Below are 14,131 nucleotides of genomic sequence, written 5' to 3'. Positions count from 1 at the left end.
GATCGTCGGGACAAGGGCGAGCGCAAACAGCAACGAGACATTGCCGCGCCCGCAATGGCGAAGCGCCTTGATGCTCCGTGCCACGGACCTTCGGAGAAATTCGCGTTTCATGACGCACCCGATCATTTCGTTACTACGGGTGTAAAGGGGCCGTCTGAAAGCCTTGTAAAATGCCACACAAAAAAGTGGTTACAATTCGTAAACGCTTTCGTTCAAACACAAGCGATAACACGGTCCATCCCCTTAGCCCGAATGAGCCGGCGCGGCGCGCGCGGCGTATCCGGGGGCGCCGGACTATTTGGCGAGCCGCAGATTGGCAAGGTTTTGCGCGATGGCCGAGAACACGCCCGAAAGCTGGTTGGCATTCTGCACGTCGAAGTACATGTCGCTCTTGGTGGCGCATTCCTTCAGCAGGGAAGCGTTGCCGTTGATCACGCGGATTGTATAGAGCTTGATATTGGCCGCCTTGACATTGGCGCAGGCGAGCTTGGTGCGTGCGTCAATGCTGTTCTGGTTGCTGGTCCAGCGATTCTGCGTATTGTCACCGTCGGTGAGCAGAACGATCACCTTGTCGAGATCCGCTTTGGGTGTCGCAGCGCTGAACGGACTGACCGGCGAGAGCATCTGAAACGCCACTTGCAGGCCGATCGTGACGTTGGTGTTTCCGGCTGGAGCCAACTCGTCGATTTTTCCGTTCAATGCCGACCAGCTGCTGGTGAGCGTGAGCATGGCAGCCGGACAATTCTTGGCCTGGTTCGCGGAATACAGTGTCGACTTGACCCCGGTCGAGGTGGCGGTGTTCTTGACGTCATTGTCCTGATCGCGATCCCAGACGCAGCCGTTCCAGGTGTTGCGGTCGTTGGCAACCCATTCATGTTTATAGCCGGTGACCTGAGTGCAGACCTTGTTCCTGCCGCTGCCCGAGCAGGAGCAGTCGGATAAATTGCCACAGCTCGCGTTGCGGCCGGTGTCAACCGTCTTGGTCTGCTCCTGACTATTATAGCAGCCATTGACCTCCGTGCCGTCCGAATTTTCGCTGGGACAGATATAGCCCTTGTAGGTTCCGCTCGAAGGGATCGTGTTCGTGGTCCTGGTGCTGCCCGGGGCCTCCAGGCACCGGAACTTGTACGGATTGCTGTTGGTGAACGGGCAGGACGATCCGGGCCCGATATCGGACCAGTTCGAGGGCTGATTCTTGGAAAGCTGATCGTGCTCGGCCTCCCATTCGTCCCAGCGAATCCAGTTCGCGTTGACGTTGCCGGTTCCGGCACTGACGTCGGTCGCAAACGGGACAATTCCGACCTTGATGTCGTCCGGCTTCTTGGCGGCGTTCTGCAGGGTCTTCAGCATGTCCTTGGAGGCGATCTTGAGCTGCGTCATCTTGTTTGACGATGACATCGAGCCGGTAACGTCGAGTGCCAGAACGAGTTCGAGCCGCTTCATTCCCCACAGCACCTCGGCGTCGGCGCCGATCGCCATCGTCGGCTGCCACATCGCGGTGAAGCTGGTGGGCACTTTGGCTGTGGCTTTGATGTCGAGCGTGAAGCTGCCGCTTTGCGGCGTGGTGAACGTCGGAGTGACGATGAGGTCGGTCGCGGTCGGATAGTTGAAATTCGCTTTAACAAGGGCATTCGCCTTGGCGGCCAGTTGGGCCTGCGTCAGCGTTTGCGCGTCCTTGGAGAGGATCAACGCCGCGGAATCGATCGCTGCCTGCAATGCCGTCTTGGCGGAATTGGCGCGGCTGTAATCCACTGCAGCGCCGACCGAGCCGATCACCGGGATCGTCGCCAGGGCGAAGGTCACCATGACGTTGCCTCGCTTGGCTGTGCCGAAATCGGCGAACAGCCGGCGAACGGATTTCAGCACTTCTGTGGCCGCGACCATGACACCGTCCTCAAAACGCGATTGCCCGCCCGCAGCATGGAACGCGGTCCGTCAAGTTGCGGTAAACCGGTCCCGCATTCTCGCAAGAATGAGGTCTCGCCCGACCGGGTCGTGGGCGCATGCTGAAGCTTGCGTCAAACGCCGGCTTCGCATTCGAACGGTCTGGTTCATGTTTCGTTAGGCTTGCCGGGAACCGCGGCCCTATTCGGTTATTGATCGCCGCTCGGTGAAGCCCATCAGGGGGATGAGGGAGCGCGCGAGGAAGGGAGCGGCACCGCCATCGCGGTCTTGAGAAAACGTCCAAACAAAATGGGGCGGGCCCGAAAAGCCGGATCAGTTTGACCGTCGACCTTCAGTGCTCCGCACTTGAGAATCGGTGGCGGATTTTCGGACGATTTCCGGGGTATTTGCCGCGAATTGTCCTCATTTCCTTGGATCATGGCCAGCCTGACGACCCTCGGGCGTATCCAAGTCATTTGCCGGCCTTGCGTTTTTGCAGATGCCGCCTATTTCCGCCGGTCTGGCACAGCGCTTGCTCTCTCATTAATATGTGGGGATGGCTGCGGCCTGACCAATCGCCGTCGATGACCTGCAAAGCTCTGCGAATGTCTGAATGTGCCATGCGCCCCGTTCGTTTTCCGACCGCGTCTGATCCGACAGGGCGCCACGAGCCGCGGATGGCCGATGACGAGCGCAAGAAGCGGCAGGATTCCAGCGGGCCCGGGACGGCGGTCATCACCAAGACGAAGCCGCAGACCAAGCGGCCGAGCATGTACCGGGTGCTGCTGCTGAACGACGACTACACACCCATGGAATTCGTGGTGCATGTCCTGGAGCGGTTCTTCAACAAGGACCGCGAGGCCGCGACCCAGATCATGCTGCATGTCCATCACCACGGGATCGGCGAATGCGGCATTTACACCTATGAAGTGGCCGAAACAAAAGTGACGCAGGTGATGGACTTTGCCCGCAAACATCACCATCCTTTGCAATGCGTCATGGAGAAGAAGTAGACTTGCGGAAGCAGTCTTGAAGTTCACGTCGTCGATGAGGGGACGAAGCAGGCCGGGGGCGGCCACTCAACAGGACCGATCGGGGACCTTTAGGGACATCGAATGCCAAGTTTCTCGCGCAGCCTCGAACAATCGCTTCATCGGGCGCTCGCGCTCGCCAACGAACGCCACCACGAATATGCAACGCTTGAGCATCTGCTGCTGGCCTTGCTCGACGATTCCGATGCCGCTGCCGTCATGCGGGCCTGCAATGTCGATCTGGACAAGTTGCGCCGTTCGCTGACCGCCTATCTGGAGGCGGAACTCGAAAATCTTGTGACCGACGGCGGAGAGGATTCAAAGCCGACGGCCGGGTTCCAGCGCGTGATCCAGCGGGCAGTCATTCACGTCCAATCCTCTGGCCGCGAGGAGGTGACCGGGGCAAACGTGCTGGTCGCCATTTTCGCCGAGCGTGAAAGCCACGCCGCGTATTTCCTGCAGGAGCAGGACATGACGCGCTATGACGCGGTAAATTATATCAGTCACGGTATCGCCAAGCGCCCCGGCCTGACCGAGTCGCGGCCGGTTCGCGGCGCCGACGAGGATACCGACACCAAGGGTGGCGACGAACCCAAGAAAAAGGGCGACGCACTCGATGCCTATTGCGTCAACCTGAACAAGAAGGCCAAGGACGGCAAGATCGATCCGCTGATCGGCCGCGATGCGGAGATCAGCCGCACCATCCAGGTGCTCTGCCGCCGCCAGAAGAACAATCCGCTCTTCGTCGGTGATGCCGGCGTCGGCAAGACCGCGATTGCCGAAGGTCTTGCGCGCAGGATCGTGCATGGCGAGGTCCCGGATGTGTTACGCAATGCGACCGTGTTCTCGCTCGACATGGGAACCCTGCTCGCGGGCACCCGCTATCGCGGCGATTTCGAGGAGCGGCTCAAGCAGGTCATCAAGGAGATCGAGGCCACACCCGGCGCGATCATGTTCATCGACGAGATTCACACCGTGATCGGGGCGGGCGCCACCTCCGGCGGGGCAATGGACGCCTCGAACCTGCTCAAGCCCGCGCTCGCCTCCGGCACGATTCGCTGCATCGGCTCGACCACGTACAAGGAGTACCGGCAATATTTCGAGAAGGACCGGGCCCTGGTCCGCCGCTTCCAGAAGATCGATGTCAACGAGCCGTCGGTGCCGGACGCGATCGAGATCCTGAAAGGTCTCAAGCCGTATTTTGAGGAATACCACAAGCTGAAATATACCAACGAGGCGATCAAGGCCGCGGTCGAATTGTCGGCGCGCTACATTCACGACCGCAAGCTGCCGGATAAGGCGATTGACGTGATTGACGAGTCCGGGGCGGCCCAGATGCTGCTGCCGGATTCGAAGCGAAAGAAGACGATCGGCTTGAAGGAAGTCGAACTGACCATTTCGACGATGGCCCGCATTCCGCCCAAGACCGTGTCCAAAGACGACGCCGAGGTGCTGCAGCATCTCGAACACACGCTGAAGACCGTGGTCTATGGCCAGGACAGGGCGGTGGAATCGCTTTCTGCCTCGATCAAGCTTGCGCGCGCAGGGCTCCGTGAGCCGGAAAAGCCGATCGGCTCGTATCTGTTCTCCGGCCCGACCGGCGTCGGCAAGACGGAGGTGGCAAAACAGCTTGCGAACTCGCTCGGAGTCGAGCTGATCCGCTTCGACATGTCGGAATACATGGAGCGTCACACCGTTTCTCGGCTGATCGGCGCGCCGCCTGGATATGTCGGATTCGACCAGGGTGGCCTACTGACCGACAGCGTCGACCAGCACCCGCATTCCGTGCTGCTGCTCGATGAAATCGAGAAGGCGCATCCGGATCTGTTCAACGTGCTGCTCCAGATCATGGACCACGGCAAGCTGACCGACCATAATGGCAAACAGGTCGATTTCCGCAACGTGATCCTGATCATGACCACGAACGCGGGCGCCGCGGACCTCGCGAGAGGCACCTATGGATTCACCCGCAACAAGCGGGAAGGCGACGACGTCGAGGCGATCAACAAGCTGTTCGCTCCGGAATTCCGCAACCGGCTCGACGCGATCATCACCTTCGGCCACCTGTCGCAGGAGATCATCGCAAAGGTTGTCGAGAAATTCGTGATGCAGCTCGAGGCCCAGCTCGCCGATCGCAATGTCACGATCGAGCTGTCGGACGAAGCCTCACGCTGGCTGATCGCCAATGGATACGACGAACTCATGGGCGCGCGGCCGATGGCGCGGGTGATCCAGGAGAACATCAAGAAGCCGCTCGCCGACGAGGTGCTGTTCGGCAAGCTGAAGGACGGCGGCCACGTCAAGGTGGTTGTGAGCAAGACGGAAGCGGGCCGCGATGCGCTCGGCTTCGAGTATCTCGAGGGGCCGGTGACGCCGAAGCCGGAGAAGATTCCGGCCGGCCGCGTCAAGGCCAAGCGCAAGCCGCCGCAACGCAAGCCGAAGCCTCCGTCCGCGGGCGGAAGCGGCAAGGGTGGCAATTCGGGCGGGCCCGGTGGCTCCGATCCCTCCGGCCGCGGCTCGGTTCCGAAGGTGCCGCTGAAGGCTTGAGGGTTCAAGCAATCTCTGAAAGGCCCGGGCTTCGCGCCCGGGTTTTTCATTTGTCGTGTGTTGCGCCAGATCAATGTTGTGGGCCAAGGCGCCTCGCAGCGTGTCCGTCGACATTCCGGAGACGCAACATGGCCAGCATCATCGGCGCGATCGCGACCTCGCATACGCCCACCATCGGCTTCGCCCTTGACCGCAACAAGGGTGACGATCCGGTCTGGGCCCCGATCTTCGCGGCGTACCGGCCGATCCAGCAATGGATCGAGGACAAAAAGCCGGACGTACTGTTCATGGTCTACAATGACCACGTCACCTCGTTCTTCTTCGATCACTATTCGGCCTTCACTCTCGGCATCGACGACCGCTACGAGGTCGCCGACGAGGGCGGGGGCGCGCGGGCGCTTCCACCCGTGAAGGGGCATGCAGCGCTCTCGCATCACATCGGCGCTGCGCTGATGGCCGATGAGTTCGACATGTCATTCTTCCAGGACCGTGCGCTCGACCATGGCTGCTTCTCGCCGCTGTCGATGATGTGCCTGCATCAGCCGGACTGGCCGGTGTCCATCGTGCCTTTGCAGGTCGGTGTGCTGCAATTCCCGATACCCTCCGCGTTGCGCTGCTGGAAGCTTGGACAGTCGCTGCGGCGAGCGATCGAGAGTTACCCTGAGAATATAGCGGTTGCGCTGGTAGCGACCGGCGGCCTCTCGCATCAGGTGCATGGCGAGCGTGCGGGCTTCAACAACACCGAATGGGACGCGCAATTCCTCGATTTGATCGAGCGCGATCCGGTCAGGCTCACCGAGATGACGCACGCGGATTATGCGCGGCTCGGCGGTCTTGAAGGTGCGGAAGTCATCATGTGGCTGGTGATGCGCGGCGCGTTGTCCGCCAATGTCCGCAAGGTGCACCAAAGCTATTATCTGCCGTCGGTAACGGGCATCGCGACCGCGATCTACGAAAACGAGGCGATCGCCGTGCCGGCCGACACCGCCGAGCGCCATCGCGGCCATATCGGCCGTCAGCTCGCAGGCGCCGAGGCGCTGACCGGAACCTATCCTTTCACCCATGCGCGCTCGCGAAAGGGCTACCGGCTCAACAAGTTCCTGCACCGGCTGGTCGAGCCCGCGCATCGCGCGCATTTCCTCGCGGCGCCCGAACAGGCCTTTGCGGAGGCATGCCTGTCCGATGAGGAGCGCGCCATGATCCGCAACCAGGACTGGCGCGCGCTGATCCGCTACGGCGCCAATTTCTTCATGCTGGAGAAGCTCGCCGCAGTCACCGGCTCGTCCAATCTGCACATCTATGCCGGGATGCGAGGCGAGGCGCTCGACGACTTCATGAAGACCCGCAATGCGCCGGGCGCGCTCTATTCGGTCGCAGGCAGGGACGTCAGGAGCTTCGCCTGGGATGAGAAGAAGGCGAGTGCGTGATAACCGGCCCCGTGGCTGTCGATCCTTGGCGCGCGCCCTCGACATTTGCGCAGCCCGGTACCGGTGCCGGTCCGGGTGTGGCAACCGGATACTTGTCCTTGTGGAAATGGCAGGGCTTCTCGGAACGAATGGTCGCCATGTGTCTTTGTTCGTTTGCGGCATCCTCGATTTGATCAAGAAGGAGGGCTGCAACAGGGACAGCGTGGTTCATGAATGTCGCGTCGCCGGGACCGACCAACAAGAACAGGATCCGTGAATTCCGGGAGAAGGCCGAAACCGCCCGGCTCAAGGCCGCTGCCACCACGGAGGCGATCGCCAAGCGGATGTTCGAAGACGCCGCCAAGCAGTTCGAGGACATGGCCGACAAGCTGGAGAAATACGGACGGCCCTATTAGGCCGGTTGTTGTCGTTGGCGAGTCCGTCTTTGATCGGAATCTCCTGCGGCAGATCTTGTGCGAGAGCCTGCGCCGCAGGATCGATCATGCCGTCGCGGCGATGATTCGCCCCATCGGCACAGCCTCCTGTCCGAACTGCGAGAGCAGCATTGTCTCCCCGCAAGGTCCGGTGGCGAGCAGGGCCGGGGAGGCCTTGCGTCGGGATCATCAGCCCTTTTTCGGCATCGCCGCATCGTCCAGTGCCGCAGCGCGCAATGCCGCAGGACGATCCTTGAGCTTATTGTAATACGCCTCGAAGGCCGGCCGCTTCTCGATCGAGCCGAATTGCATCCCGAAGCCCAGATGCGACCCGACATACAGATCGGCAGCGGTGAAGCGGTCGCCTGCAATGAAGGGCATGCGCGTCACCGCATATTCCAGCGTATCGAGCGCCTTCTGGTAATTGCCATAGCCAACCGCGGCTTCGCGATCCGGCGGCGGTTTCATTCCGAATGCGTTGTTGGTCACTGCATATTCCAGCGGACCTGCCGCAAAGAACAGCCAGCGGTAATAGTCCGCGCGCTCTGACGATGGAGGTGCGAGGCCCGCGCTGGGAAACGCGTCGGCAAGATATGCGCAGATGGCGGCGTTTTCGGTCACCACCTTGCCGCCGTGGACGATGGCTGGGACCTTGCCCATCGGATTGATTGCGAGATAGGCCGGAGCCTTCATCGTCGATGCGTAATCGAGAATTTCGACGCGATAGGGCGCGCCGGTTTCTTCCAGCATCCAGCGCGCCACCCGGCCGCGCGACATCGGATTGGTGTAAAGAATCAAGTCGTCGGCCATGGTCGTCCTTCCCAGACAATGCCGGTCACCGACAGCACAGGATCACCCGTCTGTCCAGCCGCGCATATCTGCCGGGACAGGCGCGATGATGATGATGGTGGCGGCGCGGCGCCGCGGTGGCGTCAGCGCTTCCAGGCCCGGAACGGGTCGGGCAGGGCTCTCCAGGCGGAAATCGCGAGCCCGTCTGCTTCGGGCGTCGTCACCAAGCACGCATCCAGCCTCCGCGTCAGTTCGGGCTGGTCCATGCCGGTGCCAATGAACACGATTTCCTGACGGCGGTCGCCCCACGCGTCATCCCAGTAGGACTTCAGCATGGTGCGCCATTCCGGCTCACGCGGCCAGCGTTCCAGCGGAATCGCGCACCACCAGAAGCCGCGGCCTTCGCTGCGCACGATCGCGCCGGCCTGGCTGATCTCGCCGACCCAGTTCGGCCGGGTCGCGATCCAGAAATGGCCCTTGCAGCGGATCACGCCCGGCCAGTGAGAGTTGATGAAGCGATGAAAGGCTTCCGGCTGAAACGGGCGGCGAGCGCGATAGACGAAGCTTTGGATCCCGTATTCCACGGTCTCCGGCTTGTGGTCGGCAAACTCGTAGAGCTCCTTGAACCAGATCGGATGCCGCTGGGCCTTCTCGAAATCGAAGCGGCCCGTTCCAAGCACGCGCGACATCGGTACTTTCGAGTAACTGGACTCCACGATCTCGGCTTCTGGATTGAGCGCGCGTACGATCTTGCGTGCGGCCTCGGCCTTCTCGTGCGCGGCGTCGTCAATCTTGTTGAGCACGATCACGTCCGCGAATTCGATCTGCTCGACCAGAAGATCGACAATGGTGCGGTTGTCGTCGTCGCCGAGCGTTTCACCGCGCTCGCGCAGGAAATCGGTTGAGGCGTATTCGTTCAGAAGATTGGCGGCATCGACAACGGTCACCATGGCGTCGAGTTGCGCGACATCCGACAGGCTCTCGCCATTCTCGTCCCGGAAGTCGAAGGTCGCGGCCACCGGGAGCGGTTCGGAAATCCCGGTGGACTCGATCAGCAGATAGTCGAAGCGGCCGTCCTCGGCGAGCGTGCGCACCTCTTTCAGCAGATCGTCGCGCAAGGTGCAGCAGATGCAGCCGTTAGTCATCTCGACCAGCGTCTCATTCGTCCGCGAGAGATTCGCACCGCCATCGCGGATCAGGTCCGCGTCGATGTTCACCTCGCTCATGTCGTTCACAATGACCGCAACCCGCTTGCCCTGCCGGTTGTTGAGGATGTGGTTCATCAGCGTGGTCTTTCCGGCTCCCAGAAACCCGGAGAGCACGGTGACGGGATGCTTTTGCATGTGCGGGTCCGAGAGTCATGATGGTTCGAATGCGTGGCGCAGGTGCAGAAGGAAGTGCGCTATTGCTGCTGGCAGTTTGGCGCCAAGCCCGCATGGATGTCATGAGCCAGCCGGGACAGGATCACGGCTGCGCGGGCGGGCCCGTAAGCGTTTACCAGCCGGGGCAGTGTCTCTGCCATCAGCACGGCGAGCGTTGTCGCCTCCGGAATTTCGCCTGCAACGGTTCTTGCGATTCCCTGCCGGATGAACTCGCGCGCCGTGGCGAAGTACGGGGGGAAGAGTTTTTGGATCGATATCGTCGGTTGCGGCAAGCAGGCGGTCCTGCAGAACTGTCATGGAGCGTCCTCGGTGTTATGTTATAATATAACATTCTTAGGTTCTCGCTGTCCAGCGAAGCTTGGAGCGGAAGGAATTCAATTCCTACAGATGCCCGGTCCCGACCGGCGCCCCGGATCATTCCGCTGTCCCGACGGCGGTCCATAGGATGATGTGAAACAACGGGTGCGATCCATGCGCCGGCATTGTTGGCGCCATGAGGCGTCCGGCCGTTGTCCTCGTGCGGGTCTTTTCGCATGGTGCCGCGATGGCTGGGGGCTATGCCATCGATTTCCCAAACGACACCGCCGCGTTCGCCGGCGGGCTGCGCTCGGCCTGGCTGTCGGTCTTCGCCTATGTGCTATTCGGCACCTATCTCGGCATTGGTGCACTGGCCTATGATTTCGACTTCGGGCTGCTGTGGGTCACCGCGTCGACGCTGCTGGTTTGGGCCGGTCCCGCCCAGGTGATCCTGATCTCGATGCTGGGCGGCGGCGCGCAGTTGATCGAGGTCGCTGTGGCCGTGGGCCTGAGCGGCCTGCGACTGTTGCCGATGGTGGTGGCGCTGATGCCGATCCTGCGCGGTCCGCAGACCCGGACCCGCGACCTGCTGCTTCCGGTGCATTTCACCGCCGTCAGCATGTGGGTGGAGTCGATGCGGCTCGCACCGCAGATGCCGGTCGAACGGCGCATTCCGTTCTGCAACGGGCTTGCCTGCGGTTACATGCTGTCGGCGATCATTGCGACGATCGCGGGCTATTACCTCGCCGCGCGACTGCCAGCTCTGCTCACCGCGGCACTGCTGTTCCTGACGCCAATGTCCTTCCTCGTCTCCATCACCCGCAATTCCAGCTATCTGGTCGATCGGCTTGCTCTGGTTTTGGGGCTCGCGCTCGGTCCCGCATTTGCCATCTGGCAAGTCGAACTCGACGTGATGTGGGCTGGGATCGCCGGAGGCACCATTGCCTATCTGGTTCATCGGGTGCGGGAGAGCTTGCGATGAGCCTGCTCACCTCGACGCTTTGGCCTTATGCGATGCTGATCCTGGTGGGCTTCCTGCCGAACGAAATCTGGCGCTGGATCGGCCTGGCGCTGGCGCGCGGCATCGACCAGAGTTCGGAAATTCTGGTCTGGGTGAGGGCGGTCGCGACCGCAGTGCTGGCGGGTGTGATCGGCAAGTTGATCTTCTTCGCGCCAGGCGCGCTGGCCTCGGTTCCGCTGCCGGTCCGGCTGCTGGCGATCGTGGCCGGCTTTGCCGGTTTTATGGTGTTCCGCCGCTCGATTTTCGCAGGGGTTGCGACCGGTGAAGCGGTCCTGATCTTCGGCGCATTGCTGGCGCCGCACCTGTAATCAGAGCGTCTGCATCGCCGCTGCCAGCCTCCTGGCCTGGTCGGCCAGGACGTCCGGCTTTTCCTTCTCGGTCGCGGGCGGCTTCATGGCGACGTTTTCCTTGCGCGGTATCACGTGCATGTGCAGGTGGAACACCACCTGGCCGCCGGCATTCTCATTGAATTGCTGCACCGTGATTCCGTCGGCGTCGAACACCTGCATCCCCGCCCTGGCGACCTTCTGCGCGATCCGTGCGACATGAGCGAGATCGTCCGGGTCGACGTCGAGAATATTGCGCGCGGCGTTTTTCGGAATCACCAGCGCATGCCCGGGCGCGCGCGGCATGATGTCGAGGAACACCAGCACGCGATCGTCCTCATACACCTTGTGACAGGGCAATTCGCCACGGATAATCTTGGCGAATATGTTGTTCGGATCGTAGTCCGGCATGTGCTCACTCCGTTTCCGCAGTCTTGCGGAAAGGGCTCAGGCCTTCAAGCTCGCGGCCGGCCGCATCCACATAGGCTCGCTCCCGCGATAGATAGTCGGCGATTGCCCGCCGCAGCGCCGGATCGTCGATGTAATGGGACGAATAGGTTGTGACGGGCGTGTAGCCGCGCGCGAGCTTGTGCTCGCCCTGCGCGCCTGCCTCGACCGTTCCGAGCCGGTTCGCGATCGCAAAGTCGATTGCCTGGTAGTAACAGAGCTCGAAATGCAAAAACGGGTGGTGTTCGATCGCGCCCCAATGCCGCCCGTAGAGTGCGTCGGTCCCGATGAAATTGATCGCCCCCGCTATGTAACGGCCATTGCGCTTTGCCATTACCAGCAGGATGCGGTCTGCCATCTGCTCGCCGATCAGCGAGAAGAATGCGCGCGTGAGATAGGGACGGCCCCATTTGCGCGATCCTGTGTCCGTATAAAACGCGAAAAAATCGTCCCACACCGCCTCGGTCAGGTCGGAGCCCGTGAGCGGATGAATCGTGATTCCGCTGTCGCCCGCCTCCCGTCGTTCCCGCCGGATCGCCTTGCGCTTACGTGAGGCGAGCGCCGCGAGGAAATCCTCGAAGGTCGAATAGCCCTCGTTTCGCCAGTGGAATTGCTGGTCGGTGCGCTTCAGGAATCCCCGGGTCGCGAGCAGGTCCCAGTCCGCCTTTGGGGCGAAGGTGACATGCACCGACGAAGCCTGGCGTTGTTCGCACAAGGCAACGAGGCCGGCCGCCAGAACCTCCTTCACCGCCTGGGCATGGGGGCCGGGCTTCACCATCAGACGTGGCCCGGTGGCCGGCGTGAATGGCACGGACACCTGAAGTTTGGGATAATAGCGCCCGCCCGCTCGCTCATAGGCGTCGGCCCAGCCGTGATCGAAGACGTATTCTCCCTGCGAATGTGACTTGAGATAGCAGGGGGCGACGCCGAGAACGTCGCCCGAAACGGTTTCGGCAAGCAGATGCTGCGGCGCCCATCCGGTTCGCTTCGTGGCCGAACCGGAGACCTCGAGTGCCGACAAAAAAGCATGACAAACGAAAGGGTTGGTGGCGTTTTTCAATGTAGCCGGATACGAATGATCCAATATGTGAAATCGTTGATCTGAGTTCTCAGGCATTTCGCCGCCTGTGGCGCAAAGATCCCAGGCGGCGGCGGGGATGCCGCCGAGGCCAGACAGCACCCGGAGCTGGATTTCTGGAGGACGGTCGTTTCGCGGAGCGGCAGTTTCGGACATCCCGCGTAGTCTTACCCGAAGTTTATGGCCGAAATCCCTCGAAAATCATCTGGTCCGCCCAGCGGCCGGCGCGCAGCCGGTCGGGTTCGCCGCGGACGGTCCAGGTCAGGAGCGGCAGCCCGAAGCCCCAGCGGCCGAGCAGCGGCCAAAAGCCGGGCAATTCGCGGACGGACCACGCCAGAAAGTGGGGGCGCGCCTGGAACGCGTTCGCGACATAGCGGTCTCTGCTGCCACTGCGCACGCCGGGGTCGGGCGCGCTCTGCGCAACGAGACCGCGCGGCAAACCGGGTGCTACAGCCTGGAGCGCGCCGACTACGGTCGGATCGAAGGACATGGCGGCGATCGGACCGGCGTAGCCCATGACAACCTCTGCCACCCGTGCCGCGAGCCGCGAATCGCCATCGAAGCGGCTCTTCATCTCGAGAACCAGCGTGACACGTCCGGCAACAAGATCGCACAATTCGCCAAGCGTCATGATGCGGTCGGTGCTGGCTTTGAGTGCGACCTTTTTCAGTTCTGAAGCCGAAAGCGAAGCGAGCGGACCGTGGCGCTCCGTCAGCCGGTCCAGCGTGTCGTCATGGAACACCATGGCTTCGCCATCGGCCGCGATCTGCAGATCGCATTCGATGGCATATTGCGCCGTGATCGCAGCCGAGAATGCGGCAGCGGTGTTCTCGACGATGCCGATCGTCCGATCGTGCAATCCGCGATGCGCTACCGGCCGCGCGGTCAGCCAGTCGAGGCCGGGCATGGGTTTCGCCGTCAGGAGACCTCGAACATGCCTTCGACTTCGACTGCTGCGTCCAGAGGCAGCACCGAAACACCGATGGTGGTGCGTGCGTGACGGCCCTTGTCCGCGAAAGCGGTCACCATGAGATCAGACGCCCCGTTCATGACCTTGGGTCCGTCCAGGAAATCCGGGACCGCGCTGATGAACCCGCCGAGCCGCACGACCCGGATCACCTTGTCGAGATCGCCCAGCGCAGCCTTGGCCTGTGCCAGCACATTGACGGCACAGATCCGCGCCGCCCGCTGACCATCCTCCACCGACACCGCGGCGCCGAGCTTGCCCTTCGCAACCAGTTTGCCCTCCGCATCGAGGCAGAGCTGCCCGGAAATGACCAGCAGATTTCCACTCCTCACGAAGCCGACATAGTTCGCAATCGGCGCAGCCGGCGTCGGGAGTGCAATTCCCAGGTCCGCCAGCTTTTTCTCGACCGCGCCTGCCATTCCCGCCTCCTGCGGCGCCGTGTGCGCCTCACAATGGACGCATTCTCTTCGCCGATTGAACAGTCATTCGCAAGTGAAAGCGTTGCGGTCCAGCGGCGACGGC

Annotated in this window: 14 protein-coding genes; 6 read left to right on the top strand and 8 right to left on the bottom strand. The window is 62.0% G+C overall.

Going from position 1 to position 14,131, the window contains the following annotated elements; genetic code table 11:
* Positions 1-294: 294 nt before the first annotated feature.
* A complete protein-coding gene (locus AB7F49_RS23820) occupies positions 295-1,884 on the bottom strand; it encodes a VWA domain-containing protein (protein ID WP_428526979.1) in 1,590 nt (529 codons plus the stop codon).
* A 677-nt stretch (positions 1,885-2,561) separates the two neighbouring features.
* Here AB7F49_RS23820 and clpS point away from each other — a divergent pair.
* The 4 genes from clpS (at position 2,562) to AB7F49_RS23800 (ending at position 7,284) form a co-directional block, all read left to right on the top strand.
* Entirely contained in the window at positions 2,562-2,897 is a 336-nt protein-coding gene (clpS, locus tag AB7F49_RS23815; protein WP_428526977.1) for an ATP-dependent Clp protease adapter ClpS, read from the top strand.
* A gap of 102 nt (positions 2,898-2,999) precedes the next feature.
* The gene (gene clpA / locus AB7F49_RS23810) at positions 3,000-5,462 is read left to right on the top strand and encodes an ATP-dependent Clp protease ATP-binding subunit ClpA (RefSeq protein WP_428526975.1); all 2,463 of its coding nucleotides are present in this window, start codon (positions 3,000-3,002) and stop codon (positions 5,460-5,462) included.
* Between the two features lie 128 nt (positions 5,463-5,590).
* Positions 5,591-6,889 (top strand): gallate dioxygenase, encoded by a 1,299-nt coding sequence (locus tag AB7F49_RS23805; RefSeq protein ID WP_428526973.1) that lies wholly within the window; start codon positions 5,591-5,593, stop codon positions 6,887-6,889.
* Between the two features lie 209 nt (positions 6,890-7,098).
* The gene (locus tag AB7F49_RS23800) at positions 7,099-7,284 is read left to right on the top strand and encodes a hypothetical protein (protein ID WP_428526971.1); all 186 of its coding nucleotides are present in this window, start codon (positions 7,099-7,101) and stop codon (positions 7,282-7,284) included.
* Positions 7,285-7,491: 207 nt separating this feature from the next.
* On the opposite strand, the gene AB7F49_RS23795 is transcribed toward AB7F49_RS23800, so the two are convergent.
* The 3 genes from AB7F49_RS23795 to AB7F49_RS23785 all read right to left on the bottom strand — a co-directional run bounded on the left by AB7F49_RS23795 (position 7,492) and on the right by AB7F49_RS23785 (position 9,745).
* Positions 7,492-8,112 carry a glutathione S-transferase family protein gene (locus tag AB7F49_RS23795; protein WP_428526969.1) on the bottom strand — a complete coding sequence of 207 codons (621 nt, stop codon included), beginning with the start codon at positions 8,110-8,112 and terminating at the stop codon, positions 7,492-7,494.
* A 122-nt stretch (positions 8,113-8,234) separates the two neighbouring features.
* Positions 8,235-9,434, bottom strand: a complete 1,200-nt coding sequence (gene zigA / locus AB7F49_RS23790) for a zinc metallochaperone GTPase ZigA (protein ID WP_428526967.1) — start codon at positions 9,432-9,434, stop codon at positions 8,235-8,237.
* A 59-nt stretch (positions 9,435-9,493) separates the two neighbouring features.
* Positions 9,494-9,745 (bottom strand): hypothetical protein, encoded by a 252-nt coding sequence (locus AB7F49_RS23785; protein WP_428526965.1) that lies wholly within the window; start codon positions 9,743-9,745, stop codon positions 9,494-9,496.
* Between the two features lie 221 nt (positions 9,746-9,966).
* Between AB7F49_RS23785 and AB7F49_RS23780 the strand changes: the two genes are divergently transcribed.
* Entirely contained in the window at positions 9,967-10,752 is a 786-nt protein-coding gene (locus AB7F49_RS23780; RefSeq protein ID WP_428526963.1) for an AzlC family ABC transporter permease, read from the top strand.
* Positions 10,749-11,099: an AzlD domain-containing protein gene (locus AB7F49_RS23775; protein ID WP_428526961.1), complete on the top strand. Its 351-nt coding sequence runs from the start codon at positions 10,749-10,751 to the stop codon at positions 11,097-11,099. Before AB7F49_RS23780 ends, AB7F49_RS23775 begins: the two co-directional genes overlap by 4 nt.
* Here AB7F49_RS23775 and AB7F49_RS23770 read toward each other — a convergent pair whose 3' ends face one another.
* From AB7F49_RS23770 to AB7F49_RS23755, 4 genes are read right to left on the bottom strand one after another with little or no spacing between them, the layout of a single operon-like run.
* A complete protein-coding gene (locus AB7F49_RS23770) occupies positions 11,100-11,528 on the bottom strand; it encodes an HIT family protein (RefSeq protein WP_428526959.1) in 429 nt (142 codons plus the stop codon).
* Positions 11,529-11,532: 4 nt separating this feature from the next.
* Positions 11,533-12,798, bottom strand: coding sequence for a GNAT family N-acetyltransferase (locus tag AB7F49_RS23765; RefSeq protein WP_428526957.1), 1,266 nt, complete (start codon positions 12,796-12,798; stop codon positions 11,533-11,535).
* A 22-nt stretch (positions 12,799-12,820) separates the two neighbouring features.
* Complete coding sequence (locus tag AB7F49_RS23760; RefSeq protein WP_428526955.1) at positions 12,821-13,549, bottom strand: glycerophosphodiester phosphodiesterase family protein; 729 nt, start codon at positions 13,547-13,549, stop codon at positions 12,821-12,823.
* An 11-nt stretch (positions 13,550-13,560) separates the two neighbouring features.
* Positions 13,561-14,028 carry a RidA family protein gene (locus tag AB7F49_RS23755; RefSeq protein WP_428526953.1) on the bottom strand — a complete coding sequence of 156 codons (468 nt, stop codon included), beginning with the start codon at positions 14,026-14,028 and terminating at the stop codon, positions 13,561-13,563.
* Positions 14,029-14,131: the final 103 nt, after the last annotated feature.

The sequence above is a fragment of the Pseudorhodoplanes sp. genome, from assembly GCF_050250235.1.
Taxonomy (GTDB): Bacteria; Pseudomonadota; Alphaproteobacteria; order Rhizobiales; family Xanthobacteraceae; genus Pseudorhodoplanes.
This window is presented reverse-complemented; position numbering and strand designations above follow the sequence as displayed.